We start from the raw sequence: 19,854 nt of genomic DNA on the forward strand, positions 1-19,854 counted from the left end.
ACTTTCAAATGGGCCGACATTCCCGTGAGAATCTCGCGGGCCGGGACCCCTACTTCACCCCGAGCCACGTCTCGATCGGGTGGATCGCGAAGAACAGCAGGAACAGCGCCACCACGGGCCACAGCCACACCGACACCTCGCGGACCCTGCCGCGGGCCAGCTTGATGATCGCGTAGGTGACCGTCCCGCCGCCGATGCCGATCGTGATCGAGTAGGTGAACGGCATCAGCACGATGGTGAGGAACGCCGGGATCGCGATCTCCAGGTCGTCCCAGGTCACCTTGGCGACCTGCGTCATCATCAGCGCGCCGACCACCACCAGGGCGGGCGCGGCGGCCTGCGCGGGCACGACCGCGGCGAGCGGGGTGAGGAACAGGGTGAGCGCGAACAGGGCGCCGGTCGCGATGTTGGCCAGGCCGGTCCGGGCGCCCTCGCCGACGCCCGCCGCCGACTCCACGAACACGGTGTTGGCGGACGAGCTGGTGACGCCGCCGAGCGCGGCGGACAGGCCGTCCACCGACAGGATCCGGCCGAGCCGCGGCACCTCGCCCCGCTCGTTGGTGAGGCCGGCCTCGTCGCTGATGCCGAGGATGGTGCCCATCGCGTCGAAGAACCCGGACAGCACCAGGGTGAACAGCACCACCAGCGCCGTGATCACACCCGCCCGGCCGAACCCGCCGAACAGGTCCACCTTCCCGAGCAGCCCGAAGTCGGGCGCGGCGAAGACCTTGTCGGGCAGGTCGGGGGTGACCACGCCCCAGCCGCCGTCCGGGACCGAGGCGTACGACTCGATGACCACCGCGAGCACGGTGCCGGTGATGATGCTGATCAGGATCGCGCCGGGCACCTTCCGCACGTACAGCACGATCATCAGCAGCAGGGTGAGGCCGAACACCAGCGTCGGCCAGGTCTCCAGTCGGCCGCCGGTGCCGAGCGACAGCGGCGGGCTGGTCTTGCTGGAGGTGACGAACCCCGAGTCGTACAGCCCGACCAGCGCGATGAACGCGCCGATGCCGACCGCGATGGCGTGCTTGAGCGCCAGCGGGATCGAGTTCATGATCCGCTCGCGGACGCCGGTGAGCGCCAGCAGCACGATGATCACGCCTTCGATCACCACCAGGCCCATCGCCTGCGGCCAGGTCATCACCGGCGCCGCCTGGAAGGCCACCACCGCGTTGATGCCGAGGCCGGCGGCGAGGGCCAGCGGCGCGTTCCCGACCAGCCCCATGATCACCGTGGTGATCGCGGCGGACAGCGCGGTCATCGTGGTCAGCTGCGGGATCGACAGCGTCGCGCCGGTGACGTCCTTGGCCCCGCCGAGGATGATCGGGTTCAGCAGGATGATGTAGGCCATCGCGAAGAACGTGGTGACGCCGCCGCGCAGCTCGCGGGCCACCGTGGTCCGCCGCGCGGACAGGTCGAACAGCCGGTCCAGCGGCCCGCGCCCGCCGGACGGCGGCACATCGTCGACCTCTGCCGTGTTCATCTTGGACATTCGCGCGTGCTCCGCCTTCACCAACGTTGTTCCCGGAAAGTGCGAGCACAGGTTAGCCGCCGGGCGGCGCGCCGTCGTCCGCCGGTGCCGGGAGGTGATTCAGGACCAGCGCTGCGTGACGGGAACGGTCCGCTATAGCCTGCCATGGTGCGAATGCGAGACTCGGCGGACGCGCCGGCCCCCGAGGCCTACGGGGACGCCTACGCGGACTCCTACGCGCTGCTGCTGGCCGCCGTCCCGGAGCGGACGCGCTGGTCGTTCCGCGAGCGGATGCTCGGCCCGCTCGAGGAGTACGACAGCAGCAGGCAGGCCGAGCTCCTGCACACCCTGGAGGTGTTCCTGTCCTGCTCGGGGTCGTGGAGCCGGAGCGCGACCCGGCTGCACGTCCATGTGAACACGCTTCGGTACCGAATCCGCCGAATCGAGGACCTCACCGGCCGGGATCTCGGCACACTTGAGGACCGAGTCGACTTCTTCCTCGCCCTGCGCGCGACGCGGCCGGCGAGCACCCTGTAGCGACCACGAGAAAGAGCGGGCCCACATGGACCGGGAGACACTGGGACAGCGCATCCGCGCGCTGCGGATCAGGCAGGGCGTGAGCCAGGCGCAGCTGGCCTTCCCCGAGCTGTCCGACAGCTACATCTCGCTGATCGAGAGCGACAAGCGGGTCCCCGCCCCGAGCGTGGTCGACCTGCTCGCGGTGAAGCTGAACTGCTCGGCGACCTACCTCGTCAGCGGCGTCAGCGAGGACGTCGTCGACGAGCTGCGCGTCACCCTGGACTACGCCGAGATCGCGCTGCGCAACGGCGCCGCCGCCGAGGCGCGGGCCCGGTTCGCCGAGGTGCTGGCCAACGCCGACGCCGTGGCGCTGCCGGACATGCTGCACCAGGCGCGCTGGGGGCACGCCCTCGCGCTCGAGGCGGCGGGCGAGCTGGAGGAGGCGATCGCCGGGCTGCGCGCGCTCACCGAGGAGGCCTCCGCCGAGGCCGACCTCGACCACTGGGCCCGGGTGCACGTCGCGCTGAGCCGCTGCCTGCGCGAGCGCGGCGACATCAGCGCGGGCGTGCAGGCGGCCGAGGAGGCGCTGCGGCACCTGATCGCGACCGGCGCCGACTCCACCGACGCCGCCGTGCGCCTCGGCGCGGCGCTGCTGGCCGCCTTCATCGAGCGCGGCGACCTCGTGCGCGCCCGGCAGCTCGCCGAGCAGCTGGTCGAGCGCGCCGAGCGGATCGGCAGCGCGCGGGCCCGCACGGTCGCCTACTGGGAGGCCGCCAACGTCGCGCAGATCCGCGGCGAGTACGAGGAGGGCGTCGGCCTCGCCGAGCGCGCGCTGATGCTGGCCGGCGACGGCGAGGACCCGCGCGACCTCGACCGGCTCCGCGTCGTCTACGCGGGGCTGCTGCTGCGCGCCCGGCCCGACCAGGCGATGCAGGCCCGCGAGCTGCTGACCCGGGTGCGCGAGGAGATCAACGCCGGTTCCGCCGGGGAGATCGACGTCGCCCGGTGCCTGACCGAGCTGGCCCGCGCCGAGACCGCGCTCGGCCGCCCGGCGGAGGCCGTCCGGCTCGCCGAGGACGCCCTGGAGCTGCTCGGGGACGCGCCGCGCCGGGTCACCGCGGGGGCGCTGACCGTGCTCGGCGAGGCGTGCGTGCGGCTCGGCCACCGCGACCGCGCGGTGGAGGTGCTCACCCGGGCCGCGACGTGCCTGGAGGACATGGAGTCCTCGCGGGAGGCGGCGCAGGCGTGGTTCGACCTCGCCGAGGTGCTCGCCGAGACCGGCACGCGGGAGCCGCGGATGGCCGCCTACCGCCGCGCGCTGACCTGCGTCGGGGTCTGACCCCGGCGATCGCCGGCCGTACGGGCGAACCGTTCCGGGTGCCGCGGCGTCCGTGAATAATGCTGCGAGTCGCCTGAGATGGGGAGATGCCGGTGTTCGGTGTGGTCCGCCCGTGCAAGCACGTGCTGTGCGGGTCGCTGTTCCGGGACTGGATGGCGCACCTGTGCGGGCTGTGCCTGACGCTGCGGGCCGAGCACGGCCAGGCGGCGCGGCTCGTCACCAACTACGACGGGCTGCTCGTCTCGGTGCTGGTGGAGGCGCAGGCGCCGGAGCCGTCGCCGCGCCGCAAGGCCGGGCCCTGCGCGCTGCGCGGGATGAGGACCGCCGAGGTCGTGACCGCGAAGGCGCAGGGCGCGCGGCTGGCGGCGGCCGCGTCGCTGCTGCTGGCCGCCGGCAAGACCCGCGACCACGTCGCGGACGGCGACGGCGCGTACGCGCGCCGGCTGGTCGCCGCCGCGGCGGGCCGGGCCGCCGACCGCTGGGACGCGGCGGGCGCGCGGACGGGCGCCGCCGTCGGGTTCGACCCGTCGGTGCTGCGCGAGGCCGTCGCGCGGCAGGCCGTCCTGGAGGCCGAGCCGGGCCTGCGGCTGCTCGACCTCACCGAGCCCACCGAGACCGCCGTCGCCGCCGTGTTCGCGCACACCGCGGTCCTCGCCGGCAAGGAGGGCAACGCCGCGGCGCTGGCCGAGGCGGGCCGCTTCTTCGGCCGTCTCGCGCACCTGATCGACGCCGTCGAGGACGTCGTGGACGACCACGCCGCCGGCGCGTTCAACCCGCTGCTGGCCACCGGCACCACTCCCGCGCAGGCCCGCCGGTACGCCGACGACGCGCTGCACGGGCTGCGGCTCGCGCTGGCCGACCTGGAGATGGACAGGCCGAGGCTCGTCCGGGCGCTGCTCGACCGGGAGGTCCGCCGCTCGGTCGACCGGGTGTTCGCCGCCTACCCGCCGGGACCGGAGCAGCCGCCGCCGTACCGGCCCGGCCATTACCCGCCGCCCGGCGTCCCGCCCCGGCAGGGGTATCCGCCCCAGCACGGCGGAGGCTCCGGCGATGGGGGCGGCTGGATCCCGCCGCACGGCGGCGGGGGAGGAGGCGGCGCGAACTTCGGGCACCGGCCGCGGGGCCGGCGGCCGGGGTGGCCGATCCCGTGCTTCACCGGGACGGCGGTGTGCCTCACCTGCGGGGTATTCCAGCCCGACTGGAGCGAGCACCACGGCAAGGACTGCGGGGACCGCTGCTGGTGCACGCGGCACTGCGACGACTGCTGCGACGGATGCGACTGCTGCAGCGGGTGCGACGGCGACTGCTGCGACTGCGACTGCTGTGACTGCGACTGCTGTGGTTGCGATTGCTGAGGCAATTGATCGTCCGCTCTTGACCAAGCAAAAGCTTGGGTGGCAGTGTCGCGGACGTGGCGAGCCCGACCTTCGCGGACCTTCTGCTGGAACGGGCCGGTGACGGGCACCCCGGGCTCCGGTTCGAGGACGAGACCTGCGGCTGGGCGCAGGCCGTGGCGGCCGCCCGCACGCGCGCCGCGCTGCTCCGTGCGTGCCCCGGAGCCGCCCGGCCGCCCGCGGCACGTCGGGGTGCTGCTGGAGAACGTCCCCGAGTACGTTTTCTGGATCTTCGCGGCGGCGCTCGGCCGCGCCGCCGTCGTCGGGATCAACCCGACCCGGCGCGGCGCCGAACTGGCCGCCGACGTCCGGCACACCGACTGCGACCTGATCGTCACCGACACCGCCCACCTGCCGCTGCTGGACGCGCTCGGCGACGCGGTCCCGCCGGACCGGATCCTCGTCGTCGACTCCGCCCCGTACACCGCGTCGCTGCGCGAGGCGGAGGCCCGCGCGGACCGGCGCCATGTGCACGGCGACCCGGGCGCCCGGCCCGAGGACCGGCTGCTGCTCCTGTTCACCTCCGGGTCGACCGGCGCGCCGAAGGCGGTCGCCTGCGGGCAGGGACGGCTCGCCGCGATCGCGGTGCGGTCCGCGATGATGGGCATCGAGCGCCGCGCCCTGTGGGACCCGGCCGGCGGGGAGCCGGTGTGGGTGCGCCCGGGCCGCGCGCTGGCCTACGAGCCGCTGACCGCCGAGCACGCCGCGAAGCTGCGCGCGGAGTTCGCCGAGCACGGCCGCGATCACGCTTTGGGCACGCTCTGAGGGCCTTCCCCGACCCCGGACGTGCCATCGGCGCCGCGTCAGTACGCTAGAAGGGCCCTCATTCCCGCAGAGAGAACCCGGCCGCCCCATGAGAACCCTCACGACCCGCGGGCCCCTGCGCCGCCTCGGTCTCGTCGCCGTCCTCGCCGCCGCGCTCGGCGCGGTGACGGCCACCCCGGCGCTCGCGCACACCCAGCTGGTGAGCAGCACGCCCGGCAAGGGCGAGTCCGCCGCCGGCGTGACCGAGGTGAAGCTGGTCTTCAGCGACGAGATCAGCACCGCGAAGGTCGTCGTCAGGGACGCGCACGGCAAGGCCTTCCAGTCCGGCGCCGCCGAGCACGCGGGCACCACGGTCACGCAGCGGCTGACCGGCGCGCTGCCCGCCGGGTCGTACACGGTCGCCTACCGGGTGGTCGGCGCGGACGGGCACCCCGTCCAGGCCGACGGCCTCGCCTTCACCGCGACCGCCGCCGGCGGCGACGGGAGCACCGGGGAGCAGCCGCAGGCCGGGCCGACCAAGGGCGGCGTGGGCGCGGTCGACCAGACCGGCGCCGCCGCGACCAGCAACGAGCAGCCTCTCAAGATCGACCAGCAGCAGGCCGCCGAGTCCGACTCCGAGTCCGGGTCCGGGCTGGTGACGTGGGGCCTGATCGGCGCTGGCGTGCTGGTCGGCATCGGCATCGGCGTGGCCATCGTCTACCGGGCCAAGCGCAAGCACGGGGCGGTCGCGGCGAGTGAGTGAGGCATGTCGGTGATCGGGGGTCGGCCGTGGACGAGGCCGCCGGCGAACGGGGTTCGCGGTGAATGAGGGCGCCCTGCGGGTCGTGCGCGCCGCCGCCGTGGCGGTCGTCGCGGCGGCCGCCGCCCTGGTGGCGGCCCTCGTCCTCGGCGGGGCGGTGACCGAGCAGGTCATCCCCGGCATCGGGGACGCCGGCGCCGCCACCCGGTGGGGGCTGCCGGTGTCGCGGACGGCGATGGACCTGCTGTCCGCGCTGACCGTCGGCGCGCTCCTCGCCGGTGCCGCGCTGCTGCCCGTCGAGGGCGCGCGCGAGACCCCGAAGCTGTCCCGCGACTCGGTCGGCTACCTGCACGCGGCGTCGTGGCTCGCGGCCGGATGGGCCGCCGCCGCGGCGGCCACGCTGGTGTTCACCGTCGCCGACGTGCTCGGCCAGCCGGTCACCGAGGTCATCGGCGGCAACGAGCTGAGCAGCTACGTCGGCTCGCTGGAGCAGGGCACCGCGCTGATGATCGTGGTGCTGCTGGCCGTCGTGGTGGCGCTGCTCGCGCGCACCACGACCACCCCCGCCGCCGCGTTCGGGCTGCTGGCGATGGCCGGGATCGCGCTGCTGCCGCCGCCGCTCACCGGGCACTCCGCGTCGGCCGCCAACCACGAGGTCGCCGTGACCGGCGTGGCGCTGCACGTCGCCGCGATCGCGCCGTGGGTCGGCGGCCTCGCGGTCGTCGGCGCGCACGCGCTGCTCGGCCGGGACAAGCTGCCGATCATGGCCGAGCGGTTCAGCCGGATGGCGCTGTGGTGCTACGTCACCGTCGGCGCCAGCGGGATGGTCAACGTGATCTCCCGGCTGCCGAGCCCGTCGGAGCTGGTGACCACCGACTACGGGCGGCTCGCCCTCGGCAAGATCATCGCGTTCGCGGCGCTCGGCTGGTTCGGCTGGTGGCACCGCGAGCGGACGATCCCGGCGCTGCACGACCGCAAGCCCCGCGCGTTCGCCCGGCTCGCCGCCGTCGAGGCCGCCGTCATGGCCGCCACCATGGGCCTCGCCGTCGCGCTCGCCCGCACCGCGCCGCCGCCGGAGACCGGCACCGAGTCGGCGATCAAGACGCAGCTCGGCTTCGACATGCCGCCGCACATCAACCTCGAGCGGCTCGCGACGCTGTGGCACTTCGACCTGTTCTTCGGCGTCCTGGTCGTCGTGCTCGGCGGGCTGTACCTGGCCGGCGTCCTGCGGCTGCGGCGGCGCGGCGACTCCTGGCCGGCCGGACGCACCGCCTCCTGGTTCTTCGGCCTGCTGACGATCGTCATCGTCACCCAGACCGGCGTCGCCCGCTACGCGCCGATCCTGTTCAGCGTGCACATGGCGCAGCACATGGTGCTGAACATGCTCACGCCGATCTTCCTGGTCGTCGGCGCGCCGACGACGCTGGCGCTGCGCGCGCTCAAGCCCGCCCGGGTGCGCGGCGACCGCGGCCCCCGCGAGTGGCTCACCGCGATGCTGCACAGCCGGTTCGTCCGGTTCGTCGCCCATCCGGCGTTCGCCACGATCCTGTTCATGGGCAGCACGTTCGCGCTGTACTTCACGCCGCTGTTCGAGGACCTCATGCGGGACCACCTCGGGCACATCGCGATGATGGTGCACTTCCTGGCGTCCGGCTGCCTGTTCTTCTGGGTGCTGCTCGGCGTCGACCCGGCGCCGCGCCGGCTGCCGCACCCGATGCGGCTGCTGCTGCTGTTCGTCACCATGCCGTTCCACGCGTTCTTCGGCATCGCGCTGATGAGCCTGAACCAGGCGCTCGCGACCGGCTGGTACAACGCCGTCAACCCGCCGTGGGGCACCACGATCCTGCACGACCAGCACACCGCCGGGTCGATCGCGTGGGCGTTCGGCGAGGTGCCGACGTTCGTCGTCCTGCTGGTGATGGCGTTCCAGTGGTACGCCGACGACCAGCGCCAGGCCCGCCGGATGGACCGCAAGGCCGACCGCGCCGCCGAGCGCACCGCGCGCGGCGAGACGGGCGCCGAGGAGGACGAGCTCGCCGCCTACAACGCGCGCCTGGCCAAGCTCGCCGAGCGCGACCGGCTGGCGAGCGAGCCGGGGAGCAAGACCGCCCGGCAGCCGGAGTCGTGAACCCGGTGAACCGGTGACGCGGCGCCCGTCTCCCCCGCGCGGGGGAGACGGGCCGGTCGTGCGGGGGAGTGGGCCGCGCGGCCGTTCTGCCAGGATCGACGTGTGTCCGGTGTTCTGCATCCGCTGATCGAGCGGACGACCTGGCGGCGCTGGGCCCATCTGGTGGTGGGCGGCGCGCTGCTCATGCCGTACTGGTTCCTCGGCATGACCCTGGCCGGGCTGCTGCCCTTCGGCGGTCCCGCCGTCGGGGTGCTCGCGCTGCTGGTGTTCCCGGCGGCCGCCGCGTTCGTCACCGGGCTCGTCCCGTCGGTGCGGCTGCTGGAGAGCTCGCTGGCCAAGGAGCTGCTGCGGGGGCCGGCGGAGGCGCTCACGCCGGGGCCGGCGGAGACCTGGGAGAGCCGGACGCGGTCGGGCGCGTGGTTCGCCCTGCACCTGTTCGCGGGCGTGGTCGTCAGCGGGCTCAGCCTGGCCGTGCCGCCGATCGCCTTCGTGCTCATCATGGCGCCGCTGGTGAACTGGGACGAGCGGATCGCCGGCCGGCTGGGCCGGTCCGGGAGGTGGGTGGAGTGGGCGGCGCCGCCGGCCGGGATCGCCGGGGTCGCGGTGCTGCTCGTGCTGATCGTCGCGGGGGGCGTCCTGCTGGCGCGGCTGGCGCCGCGGTTCCTCGGCCCGACCGCCGCGGAGCGGCTCGCGGACCTGGAGGCGCGGGCCGTCCGGCTCGCCGAGCGCAACCGGCTGGCGCGCGAGCTGCACGACTCGGTGGGGCACGCGCTCAGCGTGGTGACGCTGCAGGCGGGCGCGGCCGGGCGCGTCCTCGACACCGACCCGGAGTTCGCGCGGGAGGCGCTCGGCGCGATCGAGGAGTCGGCGCGCGCCGCGCTGGAGGACCTGGACCACGTGCTCGGGCTGCTGCGCGAGGACCGGGCGCGGCCGGCGCCGCAGCCCACGCTGAAGGACCTCGGCCGCGTGCTGGAGCAGACGAGGCTCGCCGGGGTGCGGCTGGACGCGGAGGTGGACCCGCAGGTCGAGCACGTGCCCGCGGCGGTCTCCCGGGAGGCGTACCGGATCGTCCAGGAGGGGCTGACGAACGCGCTGCGGCACGCGGGGAAGGTGCCGGTGCGGTTGCGCCTCGGCGTGGCGGGGGACCGGCTGGAGATGGAGATGAGCAACCCGCTGGGGGCGCGCGGCGCCGGGTCGGGGCACGGCGGCGGGCGCGGGCTCGGCGGCATCCGCGAGCGCGTCACCGTGCTGCGGGGCGAGATGACCGCCGGGCCGGACGGCGACCGCTGGCGCGTGCACGTGTCGCTGCCGCTCGGCCGCGTCCCCTGACCGGGCGCGGGTGTTCCATGAGAGGGCGGTGCTTCGTGAGAGGGTCCGGGACATGACGATCAAGGTGCTGCTGGTCGACGACGAGCGGCTGATCCGGGCGGGGCTGGCGGCGATCATCAACGCCGAGGAGGACCTGGCCGTGGTCGGCGAGGCGTCCGACGGCGCGGAGGTGCCGGACGCGGTGGCGCGGCTGCGCCCGGACGTGATCCTGATGGACGTGCGGATGCCGCGGCTGGACGGGATCCAGGCGACCCGCCACATCCTGGACACCGTCCGCGAGCCCCCGAAGATCATCGTGGTGACGACGTTCGAGAACGACGAGTACGTCTACGACGCGCTGAAGGCGGGCGCGAACGGGTTCCTGCTGAAGCGGACGCGTCCGGAGGAGATCCTGCAGGCGGTCCGGATGGTCGCGCACGGCGACACCCTGCTGTTCCCGGCCGCGATCCGCGAGCTGGCGGCCCGGCACGGGCCGGCGCCGGCCGGCGGGCGGGCGGCGCGCTGGCACGGCGAGCTGACCGAGCGGGAGGCGGACGTGCTGCGCCTGGTGGCGAAGGGGCACTCCAACGCGGAGATCGCCGGGGAGCTGTTCGTGAGCCCGCAGACGGTGAAGACGCACGTCGGGAACATCCTCGCCAAGCTCCAGGCGCGGGACCGGACGCAGGCCGTCATCCTCGCCTACGAGACGGGCTTCATCACCCCGGGCTGACCGGCCGCCGCGGACGCGGCCTGAAGAGGCTCGTGGGCGCGGGGCGCACGGGTCCGCTGGTCCGCGTGGAACGCCACGTCTCCTAGAGTGGGTGTGCGAACGAGATTCTAGAACAAGCCTCTGGAAAGGACGGCGATGGGCGCGACGTCATCCGAGACCACCCCGCACTGGTTCGCCGGTGTGCCGCACTCGCTCGACTACCCGGACGTCCCGGTCGGCGCGATCCTCGCGGGCGCCGCGCGGCGCTGGGGCGACCGGACGGCCCTGCACCACGCCGGACGCGACCTGTCCTTCACCGGGCTGGCGCGCGCGTCGGCCCGGTTCGCGCACGGCCTCATCGCGCGCGGCATCGGCCGCGGCGACGTCGTCGCACTGCACCTGCCGAACGTCCCGCAGTTCGCGATCGCCTACTACGGGACGCTGCTGGCGGGCGCGACGTTCTCCCCGTGCAACCCGCTGCTGCCGCCCGGCGAGCTGGCCTTCCAGCTCGCCGACTGCGGCGCGGCCGCCGTCGTCACCCTCGACCTGCTCGCCGGGCCGGTCGCGCAGGCCCTCGGCGACACGAAGGTCCGCACGGTCGTCGTCGCGGGCTCGGGCGGCGCCCCGGCGGACGTGGCGGGGCTGTGCGACGGCGCGTTCGCGGGCTGCGGCGTCGCGTTCGAGAAGGTCGGCGCGGGGCAACCGGAGGAGTTCCCCGAGGTCGAGATCGACGTCCGCGGCGACCTCGCGCACATCGCCTACACCGGCGGGACGACCGGCCGCTCGAAGGGCGTCATGCTCCCGCACCGCAACGTCGTGGTGAATACGCTGCAGTTCGCCTGCTCGGCCACCGGCTCGGTGCCGGAGCTCGACGGCCACGGCGGGCTGACGATCCGCGCGGCCGGCCCGGAGGGGGAGTACCCGACGCCGCTCGGCGAGGGCGTCATCGTCAGCGTCGCGCCCTGGTTCCACGCGATGGGCACGGTCGGCTACCTCAACTCCCAGTTCATGACGGGGACGACGATCGTCAGCCACCCGCGCCTGGACGTCCCGGCGTTCCTGGCCGACATGGAGCGGTTCCGCGCGACCGCGCTCGGCGGCGCGCCCGCGATGTTCTCCGCGCTGCTGGCCGACCCGTCGTTCGCCGGCCGCGACCTGTCGTCGGTGCGGGGCGTCCGGTCGGGCGCCGCGCCGCTGTCGCACGAGATGATCGCCCGGCTGCACGCGGCGTTCCCGGACGCGGTGGTCGTCGAGGCGTACGGGCTCAGCGAGGTGACGATGGGCGCGACCGCGAACCCGTCGCACCGGTCGGGCGTGCGCAGGACCGGCACGGTCGGGGTGCCGGTCCCGGACGTCCGGGTCAAGATCGTCGCGGCGGACGCCCCCGCGGTGGACGAGTCGACCCCCGCGCTGCCGCCGGGCGCGGAGGGCGAGGTGTGCGTGCACGGCCCGCAGGTCATGGCCGGCTACCTGAACCGCCCGGAGGAGACCGCGGCGGTGCTGAGCGCGGACGGCTGGCTGCGCACGGGCGACGTCGGCGTGCTCGACGAGGACGGCTACCTGTCCATCGTCGACCGCAAGAAGGACATGCTCCTCTACAACGGCTACAACGTGTACCCGCGCGAGCTGGAGGAGAAGCTGCTCGCCCACCCCGCCGTCGCGGGCGCGGCCGTGGTCGGGCGCCCCGACCCGAAGGCGGGGGAGCTGCCGACCGCGTTCGTCGTCCGCTCCGGCGAGGTGACCGGGGACGAGCTCCTGGCGCACGTCAACGCCGCCGTCGTGCACTACAAGAAGCTGCGCGAGGTCCGCTTCGTCGACGAGATCCCGGTCTCGGCCGCCGGCAAGGTCCTGAAGCGGGAGCTGCGCGAGTCGCTGTGACGGCCGCTCAGCGCAGCGACGCGGCGAGCTCCAGCACCCGCGCCGCGTCGCCGCGCGGGCTGACCAGCAGGTCGGTCGCGCCGGCGTCGGCGAAGCGGCGCAGCTCCCGCTCCACCGCCGCCTCGTCGCCCGCGACGACCGTCTCGTGCACGCCGGACAGCCCCTGCCGGTCGAGGATCGCCCGGTAGCCGGGGAACGCCGACGCGGCGGAGTACTGCTCGGCCAGCTCCCGGCGGGCGCCGTCGGGGTCGGTGGTCAGCGCGACGACGACGCCCGCCAGCACGCGCGGCGCGGGGCGTCCGGCGGCCGCGGCGGCCCGGGTGATCGACGGCACGATGTGGTCGGCGATCGTGGCGGCGCCGGTCCAGGTCGTCACGCTCCCGTCGGCGAGCTCGCCGGCGATCCGGAGCATCGCCGGGCCGAGCGCGGAGACGATCACCGGCGGCGGGACGGCGCCGGGCGCGTCCACCGTCCCGACCGCGGTGAGCGTCTCGCCGCGGTACTCGACGTCCTCGCCGCGCAGCAGCGGGCGCAGCGCCGACAGGTACTCGCGGACGTGCCGCGCGGGCCGCTCGTAGGGGATGCCGTGCCCGTCCTCGATGACCGGCGGGTGGCTCGGCCCGATGCCGAGCGTGAAGCGCCCGCCGGCCATCGCCTGGGCGGTGAGGGCCTGGCTCGCCAGGGCGAGGGGGTGCCGGGGCCAGGTGGGCAGGATCGCGGTGCCGACCTCCAGGCCGGGCGTCTCCCGGCCGGCGAGCGCGGCGGCCATGAGGGCGTCCCAGGACGGGACATGGCCGAAGAAGAGGCTGTCGAGCCCGGCGTCGCGCGCCAGCCGGGCCTGGGCGACGACGTCGCCCAGCGGTGCCCCGGCGGCGAGGGCGAACATTCCGACGCGCATGCACTGCTCCTAACATGAACATGATGTTCCGCTTCTGCTTACGGGGACAGAGTAACCTGAACCGGCAGTTCCGCATGACCGGAGGAGGAGACGGTGCGAGCCGACGCCCGCCGCAACCGCGAGCGCATCGTCGCGTCCGCGCTGGAGCTGTTCGCCGCGCGCGGGTGCGCCGTCGGCATGGACGACATCGCGCGCGAGGCCGGCCTCGGCGTGGGCACGCTGTACCGGCACTTCCCCGACCGGCGCGCCCTCGTCGAGGAGATCGCCGTGTCCGCGCTGCTGCGGTTCCGCGACCGGATCGCCGAGCTGCGCGAGGGAGGCGTCCCGGCCGGGGAGGCGCTGGCGCTGGCCGTCGAGCACTGCGCCGGCGAGCCGTTCGCGCTGATCAAGTCCCTCGCGGGGGACGGGCCCGCGCCGGCCGGGCGGCTGGAGGTCCAGGCGGAGGTCGACGCCCTGCTCGCGAAGCTCGCCGCGGAGGCGCAGGCCGAGGGCGCGGTCCGGCGCGACATCGGCCCGGCGGAGGTGATCGAGATCGTCAGCCTGGCCGTGTGCCGCCCCGGCGTCCGCGCGGGCGACCCCGTCATCCGGGTGATGCTGGACGGGCTGCGTGCCCGTGCGTGATCAGAGGTCAGCAGCGCGAACCGCGGGACGAGGACGCAGTACACGAACACCATCGCGGGCAGCACGGCCCCGGCCAGGTAGAGCGCGAAGGTGAGCGGCACCCCGGCCGCCAGCTGCCGGGCGCCGAGGCGGAACACCTCCGGATGCATCGCCAGGTACTGCACCGTCGCCTCGATGGCGAAGACGGCCAGGATCACCTTCGTGTCGCCGCGCCGGTCGGACGAGACGAGGTTGAGCGACCTCGCCGGGTAACGGCGCAGGAAGTAGGTCAAGGCCGCCTCCGGAGGTGCGGCGCGGTCGTCCGCGCGCTTTGTAGCGGGCTCGTGCTAACTAACATAACACGGACGTGCTAAAAAGTGCCCGCCCGATTCTCAATCACCGCTTACACCTCATTTACCTGCGAGTAGCTACAAAAGAGACGACAGATACAGAAGGCGACGATCGGGGGATCATGGACGCTTCGACCCTGTCCGAACTGCGCAAGCCCCGCAGCTACCCGGCCGTCTCGGTGCTGATGCCGACGCACCGGTCCGCGCCCGGCAACCGGCAGGACCCGATCCGGCTCCGCAACCTGCTCGCCGAGGCCCGCCGCCGGCTGCACGACGACGTCCGGGTCACCGGCGGCACCGCCGACCACGTCGTGCACGCGCTGGAGCGGGCCGCCGCCGAGATCGACCTGCGGCACGCCTCCGACGGTCTGGTCCTGTTCGCGGCACCGGACGGCGAGCACCACGCGTTCGCCATCTCCCAGCCGGTGGACGAGCGCGTCGTCGTCGACACCGGGTTCGCCACCCGCGACCTCGTCGCCGCCTACACCCGCTCGCCCCGCTACTGGCTGCTGACGCTGTCGGACCAGCGCACCCGGCTGTGGAGCGGGCAGGGCGAGGAACTGGCCGAGCACACCCGCGACGGGTTCCCCATCGTCCCCGAGCCCGCCGACGAGATCGGCGCGGGCCGGATGGCGCGGCGCGGCGCCCGCGACGTCGAGGACGAGCCGCACCGCCGCGCCGCCCGCGGCGTCGCCGCGGCCCTCGAGCACGTCCTCGCCCGCGACCGGCGACCCGTCATCGTCGCCGGCGTCACCCGCCACCAGGCCTTCTTCGACGAGGCCGCCGGCTCCCGCATCGGCGTCGCCGGGCGCGTCGACGGCAGCTACGAGGGCGCCGCGCCGAGCGCCCTCATCGAGGCCGCCCGTCCCGCCCTGCACGCCTACGAGGACCTCCGCGAGGTCGGCGTGCTCGCCGAGCTGGAGGCGGCGCGCAGCATCCAGCGCTACGCCGGCGGCCTCCTCGAGGTCGCCCGGCTCGTCGAGGAGGGCCGCGGCGAGCACCTGGTCGTCGAGCGCGGCTACTACGCGCCCGCCGTCCGGACCGACGGCGAACTCGTCCCCGTCGACGGCATGCCGGGCGTCCTCAAGGGCGCGGACGTCGTCGACGACGTCGTGGACGACGTCATCGAGACCGCCCTGGAGTACGGCGGCGAGGTGACGTTCGTGTCCGACGGCTTCCTGGTCGACCACGGGCGCATCGCGCTGGTCACCCGCTACTGATCGCAGGACGGGTCGTGCCAGGCGACCCAGCGGATCGTCGACGACGTGGTCGCGTGGGGCAGCCGGCCCGCCGGATGCCCTGGCCACGACGCGTCCGGGGACGTCCCGGCCGGTGTCTGCACCAGGACGGTGCAGACGCCGGGCGCCGGCCGCTCGCGGCGCACGTCGATGCGGCCGATGCGCGTCCACCAGACCGGATGGATGAGCATGGTCCGCACCTCCCAGCCCACCGACGCGTCCGCGACGACGCCGCCCCTCGGCGCGCCGGGCAGCGGCGGCGCGGGACGCACCCGGCCGGGATGCGCGCCGAACAGGAAGACGAGCGCGGCCAGGTTCGTCGCCGCCAGGCCGCAGGCCGCCACCGCCGCGCCCGCCCTGGGGACACGGCCCAGCACGAGGAACCCGCACAGCAGCCCGAGCGCGGCGAGCGAGGCGGCCGTCAGATGCAGCGCGCCGCGGTCGCCCGTCAGGAACGAGGTCTCCGGGAAGTCGAACCCGATGAACGTGTAGGTGCGCAGCCGGTCGCCCGCGTAGAGACGCACCCACGCGCAGGTCGCCTGCACTGCGCAGGCCATCCCCGGGGTCAAGAGCGCGCTGCTGGAGGCGCCCGACAAGCGGTCCGGGTACGACAGGACCGCGTTGAACTGCGACGACTTCGCCGACCTACGCTGACCGGGCCCCTCTCTGTGGGGGGACGACCCCCCACACCCCCGGCAAAAGCCGGCTGACCGTCGACCTCCGCTCCGCTGCGCTCCGCTCCGGTCGCCGGTCAGCCCTTCGTGAGCCAGCGGGTCGCGACGTCGCCGAGCACCGACCGGACCGCCAGGATCGCGATGCCGAGCATCAGCACCGGCCCGACGACCCAGTGCTCGACCTTGCCGTTCGTGCGGGGGATCAGCGGCATCTCGATCCGCCAGGGCAGCGGCCAGAACACCGGGCAGCCGCGCGGCGTCAGGCAGTCCCCGGCCACGTGCGCGAGGCAGCCGAGGGTGACCGCGAACCCGACGAAGCTCATGTCGATCTTGTGCATCAGCCAGACGGCGATCAGCGCCAGCGCGCAGTCGGCCAGCGCGGACTGCGGCTCGCGGCCCTCGAAGTCGAGGCCGACGCCGCGCAGCCCCAGTCCGACGATCATGAACAGGCAGGCCCACCACGCGTACACGTAGTGGGTGGCGAGGGTGTCCATCGCCCAGCCGATGAGGACCGCGAACAGGATCGAGTGGGTGGCGTGCCGGTGGCCGCCCGACAGCTTCCCGATCCACTTGCACATGTGGTGGGTGATGGGCCCGTAGGTGTTGGCGATGCGCCCGTTGTGGTGGTCGATGTCGGGCAGGATCGCCGCGCCGGCGCACACCACCGCGCCCGCCGCGATCTGCTCGGGCGACAGCGACACCGCGAAGTCGCCGAGCAGCTTCTCCTGGCCGAGCACGGGCACCGCGGCCAGCCATGCCAGCGCGCCGCTGAGCGCGTGCGTCTTCCCCATCATGGGCAGTCCCCCGCTTTCCGCACACCGTCCGCCGCCCGGTTCAGGGCGGGACTCTAGCCCGCTACTGATCGTTTTCAGCGGCGGCGCGCCGAAGCGGATGCCACGTCCCTTTGATGCGGAACGCGGTGCGCCGGTTCCGCGCTCAGCCGGGGAGCCCGTCGTGGCGGGCGCGGGCGGCGACGACCGCCTCGACGTGCTCCTCCGCCCAGTCGGTGATCGCCTGGATCGGCCTGCCGAGCGACAGGCCGAGCGGGGTCAGCGCGTACTCGACGCGGGGCGGGACCTCGGCGAAGACGTGCCGGGTGAGCAGGCCGTCGCGTTCCATCGTCCGCAGCGTCTGGGTGAGGACCTTCGGGGTGACGCCGCCGATCCGGCGGCGGAGCTCGGTGAAGCGGCGCGGCCCGCCGGCGAGGCTCAGCACGACCAGCACCGACCACTTGTCGCCGATCCGGTCGAGGATGAGCCGGGTCGGGCAGTCCGGATCGAACGCGTCGCCTCTCATGGTTTCCAAAGGGTACCAATGGCACGTTGAAGTAACCAGTATCCGATGGATACCTTCACGGAGTCCGAAAGGACGGTCGGGAACGACCCAGTGCGGGAAGTGAGGACGGTATGAAGATCCTGCTGATCGGCGCCACCGGGATGATCGGGCGGCGGATCGCCGCCGAGGCGCGCGGACGCGGCCACGAGGTCACCGGCGTGACCCGCAGCGGCGGTGAGGGCACGCGGAAGGCCGACGCGGCCGACGCCGCCGCCGTCGCCGACCTCGCGCGGGGCCACGACGCGGTGGTGGTGGCGATCTCGCCGCCCCGCGACGGGTCCGACCCCGAGGGGCCGGTGCTGGAGGCGGGCCGCGCCGTGCTGGACGCGGTGCGCCGGGCCGGGGTCCGGCGGCTGGTGGTGGTCGGCGGCGCGGGCAGCCTGGAGGTCGCGCCGGGCGTCCGGCACGTCGACGAACCCGGCTTCGTCGAGGCGTACAAGCCCGAGGCGCTGGCCCACGCCGCCCTGCTCGACGCCGTCCGCGCCGAGGCGGCCGACCTCGACTGGACCTACGTCTCACCCGCGGCGGTGATCGGGCCGGGCGAGCGGACCGGGGTCTTCCGCCTCGGCGGCGACCGGCTGCTCCGCGACGCCGCCGGCGACAGCCGCATCAGCGCCGAGGACTACGCCGTCGCGCTCGTCGACGAACTGGAGAAGAACGAGGCGGTCCGCCGCCGCATCACCGTCGCGTACTGAGGACCGGCGCGGAACGGGAGGGGTCAGCGCCTCCGCGCGGAGACCTCGATCAGGCGCCAGGCGCCGGACTCCTCGCCCGGCGCGTACGGGGAGTCCAGCCGCTTCGCGAGCACTCCGGGCAGGCCCTGTTCGGCCGCCGTCTCCCGCACCGCGTCGCCGTCGCCCGGGTACCACGGCGCCGTCTGCCAGGCGGGGCCCGACAGGTCCAGCTCGTCCAGCCTGGCGCGGCGCTCCCGGTACGGGACGTCCAGCAGCGGCCGGCCGTCCAGATGCGGCACATCGAAGATCATGTAGGTCTCGCGGCCGTCCAGCACGGTCAGCTCGCCGTCCAGCACCGCCGGGCGCGCGCCGAGCCGGCCGCCGAGCCGCGAGCCGAGCCCGGCGGGGCCGTCCACCGGGCGGCCCCGGCCGTCGGTGAACCGCGTCCGGCCGCCCTCCACGTACGCCATCAGCCGCCGGCCGCCCCACGCGAACTCGAACCCCCACGCGTCCTGGTCGCGCGGCAGCCGGGCCCTGCGCACCGGCAGCATCGGCCGCAGCGCCTCCGGCAGCGGCTCGGCCTCCGGGTCCGCCGGCGGGTCCATCCGGTGGATCATCCAGTTCTTGCCGCCCGTCCTGAACAGCACGTACCGGCCCGACACCCGCGAGCCGTGGATGACGACCTTCACCTCGTGCTCGGACCACTTCTCCGTCTCGTACGTCCCGCGGTCCCAGACCGTCACCGTGCCGCCGCCGTACTCGTCCCGCGGGATGTCGCCCTCGAACGTCGCGTACTCCAGCGGATGGTCCTCGGTGTGGACCGCCAGGTGATTGGTCTCCGGGCTCCACGGCAGGCCCTTCGGCACCGCCCAGGAGACCAGCACGCCGTCCCGCTCGAACCGCAGATCCCAGTGCAGGCTGGAGGCGTGGTGCTCCTGGACGACGAACGTGTCGTCGTCGCCGTGCGGGAGCGCCTTGTCCGCCGGGACGGGCTCGGGCGTCTTCCGGGGGTCGCGCCTGCCGCGGTACTCGGCGAGCCGGTCGCCCTTCCGCGGCTCCTTCGTGCCCTTCTTCTCCGTCACGCCCGCCACATACCCGCGATCAGCGGATGAAGACGGCCCCGCTAGCGGATGAAGACGGCATAGTCGGCGAGGTCGCCGGTCAGCTGCGGCGGCAGCGCCGCCACCGCCGACATCTCCTCGGCGGACACGAACCCGCCGGTCTCCGCCCGCACCCGCTCGATCCTCGCCGCCAGCTCCGCGGTGATGCCGGGCAGCAGCGTCAGCGCCTCCGCCGGCGCGTGGTTGACGTCGATCAGCCCGCCGTCCTTGTACTGGCGCGGCAGGTCGGGGCGGCCGATCCGGAGCTCCTTGGCGAGGCCCGGGTCGCTCGCCGCCAGCTCCCGCGCCTTCTCGCGCAGCAGCCGCTGCCGCCGGACCCGCTCCACGACGGCGTCGTTGTCGATGCCCGCCAGCCCGTGCGGGTCGAACACCCGGCGCCGGATGAGGAACGCGTGCCCGCAGCCCACCACCGCGAGCAGGGACATCAGCACCCCCACGGCCTGCTGCGCGCCGTCCTGCTTGCCGATGTCCGGCAGCAGGTACAGCATCAGCGCGAAGATGCCGATGTAGACCGCCGACGACACCAGCAGGTGCGCGCTGCGCCGCCACAGCGCCGCCGCCGCGAACGTGAACGGCGTCGCGTACCCGAGCGTCAGGAACGGCAGCGCCGCCCACGTCACGCTCAGCGCGGCCCGCCCGGGAGGCATGCTGTCGGACGGGACCCTCGGCTCGTACGGCGCTGGAGCGTTCATCTGGCGGATTCTCCCGGCC

19 protein-coding genes and 1 pseudogene are annotated in these 19,854 nt (G+C 74.3%); 13 read left to right on the forward strand and 7 right to left on the reverse strand.

What is annotated here, in order from left to right; translation table 11 throughout:
• Positions 1-49: 49 nt before the first annotated feature.
• Positions 50-1,495, reverse strand: coding sequence for an NCS2 family permease (locus F8568_RS12145; RefSeq protein ID WP_151593638.1), 1,446 nt, complete (start codon positions 1,493-1,495; stop codon positions 50-52).
• A gap of 198 nt (positions 1,496-1,693) precedes the next feature.
• Between F8568_RS12145 and F8568_RS12150 the strand changes: the two are divergent.
• From F8568_RS12150 to F8568_RS12190, 9 genes and pseudogenes are all read left to right on the forward strand, one after another.
• Positions 1,694-2,011: pseudogene (locus F8568_RS12150) on the forward strand (PucR family transcriptional regulator); the annotation flags it as partial.
• 25 nt (positions 2,012-2,036) lie between these two features.
• Entirely contained in the window at positions 2,037-3,332 is a 1,296-nt protein-coding gene (locus F8568_RS12155; RefSeq protein WP_151593640.1) for a helix-turn-helix domain-containing protein, read from the forward strand.
• 92 nt (positions 3,333-3,424) lie between these two features.
• Positions 3,425-4,687 carry a DUF5685 family protein gene (locus F8568_RS12160; RefSeq protein WP_151593641.1) on the forward strand — a complete coding sequence of 421 codons (1,263 nt, stop codon included), beginning with the start codon at positions 3,425-3,427 and terminating at the stop codon, positions 4,685-4,687.
• A 189-nt stretch (positions 4,688-4,876) separates the two neighbouring features.
• Positions 4,877-5,491, forward strand: a complete 615-nt coding sequence (locus F8568_RS12165; protein ID WP_202124837.1) for an AMP-binding protein — start codon at positions 4,877-4,879, stop codon at positions 5,489-5,491.
• An 88-nt stretch (positions 5,492-5,579) separates the two neighbouring features.
• Positions 5,580-6,233 (forward strand): copper resistance CopC family protein, encoded by a 654-nt coding sequence (locus F8568_RS12170; RefSeq protein ID WP_151593643.1) that lies wholly within the window; start codon positions 5,580-5,582, stop codon positions 6,231-6,233.
• A gap of 58 nt (positions 6,234-6,291) precedes the next feature.
• The gene (locus tag F8568_RS12175) at positions 6,292-8,358 is read left to right on the forward strand and encodes a cytochrome c oxidase assembly protein (protein ID WP_151593644.1); all 2,067 of its coding nucleotides are present in this window, start codon (positions 6,292-6,294) and stop codon (positions 8,356-8,358) included.
• A gap of 102 nt (positions 8,359-8,460) precedes the next feature.
• Positions 8,461-9,687, forward strand: a complete 1,227-nt coding sequence (locus tag F8568_RS12180) for a sensor histidine kinase (RefSeq protein WP_328600834.1) — start codon at positions 8,461-8,463, stop codon at positions 9,685-9,687.
• A gap of 52 nt (positions 9,688-9,739) precedes the next feature.
• Positions 9,740-10,396 carry a response regulator gene (locus F8568_RS12185; RefSeq protein ID WP_151593645.1) on the forward strand — a complete coding sequence of 219 codons (657 nt, stop codon included), beginning with the start codon at positions 9,740-9,742 and terminating at the stop codon, positions 10,394-10,396.
• Positions 10,397-10,531: 135 nt separating this feature from the next.
• Positions 10,532-12,253 (forward strand): class I adenylate-forming enzyme family protein, encoded by a 1,722-nt coding sequence (locus tag F8568_RS12190; protein WP_151593646.1) that lies wholly within the window; start codon positions 10,532-10,534, stop codon positions 12,251-12,253.
• A gap of 7 nt (positions 12,254-12,260) precedes the next feature.
• Here the strand turns inward: F8568_RS12190 and F8568_RS12195 are convergent, their stop codons facing one another.
• Complete coding sequence (locus tag F8568_RS12195; protein ID WP_151593647.1) at positions 12,261-13,151, reverse strand: TIGR03564 family F420-dependent LLM class oxidoreductase; 891 nt, start codon at positions 13,149-13,151, stop codon at positions 12,261-12,263.
• Between the two features lie 93 nt (positions 13,152-13,244).
• Between F8568_RS12195 and F8568_RS12200 the strand changes: the two genes are divergently transcribed.
• The 3 genes from F8568_RS12200 to F8568_RS12210 all read left to right on the forward strand — a co-directional run bounded on the left by F8568_RS12200 (position 13,245) and on the right by F8568_RS12210 (position 15,321).
• On the forward strand, positions 13,245-13,772 hold the full coding sequence (locus F8568_RS12200; RefSeq protein ID WP_151593648.1) for a TetR/AcrR family transcriptional regulator: 528 nt from the start codon (positions 13,245-13,247) through the stop codon (positions 13,770-13,772).
• 90 nt (positions 13,773-13,862) lie between these two features.
• Positions 13,863-14,024, forward strand: a complete 162-nt coding sequence (locus F8568_RS12205; RefSeq protein ID WP_160573595.1) for a hypothetical protein — start codon at positions 13,863-13,865, stop codon at positions 14,022-14,024.
• 199 nt (positions 14,025-14,223) lie between these two features.
• A complete protein-coding gene (locus F8568_RS12210; RefSeq protein WP_151593649.1) occupies positions 14,224-15,321 on the forward strand; it encodes a baeRF3 domain-containing protein in 1,098 nt (365 codons plus the stop codon).
• Here F8568_RS12210 and F8568_RS12215 read toward each other — a convergent pair.
• From F8568_RS12215 to F8568_RS12225, 3 genes are all read right to left on the reverse strand, one after another.
• On the reverse strand, positions 15,315-15,863 hold the full coding sequence (locus F8568_RS12215) for a hypothetical protein (protein WP_160573596.1): 549 nt from the start codon (positions 15,861-15,863) through the stop codon (positions 15,315-15,317). The two genes, F8568_RS12210 and F8568_RS12215, sit on opposite strands and share 7 nt — an antisense overlap.
• 227 nt (positions 15,864-16,090) lie before the next feature.
• Complete coding sequence (locus F8568_RS12220) at positions 16,091-16,807, reverse strand: metal-dependent hydrolase (RefSeq protein WP_202124838.1); 717 nt, start codon at positions 16,805-16,807, stop codon at positions 16,091-16,093.
• Positions 16,808-16,949: 142 nt separating this feature from the next.
• The gene (locus tag F8568_RS12225) at positions 16,950-17,309 is read right to left on the reverse strand and encodes a winged helix-turn-helix transcriptional regulator (RefSeq protein WP_151593651.1); all 360 of its coding nucleotides are present in this window, start codon (positions 17,307-17,309) and stop codon (positions 16,950-16,952) included.
• A 110-nt stretch (positions 17,310-17,419) separates the two neighbouring features.
• Here F8568_RS12225 and F8568_RS12230 point away from each other — a divergent pair, with 110 nt between their 5' ends.
• A complete protein-coding gene (locus F8568_RS12230; protein WP_151593652.1) occupies positions 17,420-18,043 on the forward strand; it encodes an NAD(P)-dependent oxidoreductase in 624 nt (207 codons plus the stop codon).
• A gap of 23 nt (positions 18,044-18,066) precedes the next feature.
• On the opposite strand, the gene F8568_RS12235 is transcribed toward F8568_RS12230, so the two are convergent.
• The gene (locus tag F8568_RS12235) at positions 18,067-19,104 is read right to left on the reverse strand and encodes a DNA polymerase ligase N-terminal domain-containing protein (protein ID WP_151593653.1); all 1,038 of its coding nucleotides are present in this window, start codon (positions 19,102-19,104) and stop codon (positions 18,067-18,069) included.
• A 41-nt stretch (positions 19,105-19,145) separates the two neighbouring features.
• Positions 19,146-19,835, reverse strand: coding sequence for a ComEA family DNA-binding protein (locus F8568_RS12240; RefSeq protein WP_151593654.1), 690 nt, complete (start codon positions 19,833-19,835; stop codon positions 19,146-19,148).
• Positions 19,836-19,854 lie beyond the last annotated feature (19 nt).

This window comes from Actinomadura physcomitrii (genome assembly GCF_008923205.2).
GTDB lineage: Bacteria > Actinomycetota > Actinomycetes > Streptosporangiales > Streptosporangiaceae > Spirillospora > Spirillospora physcomitrii.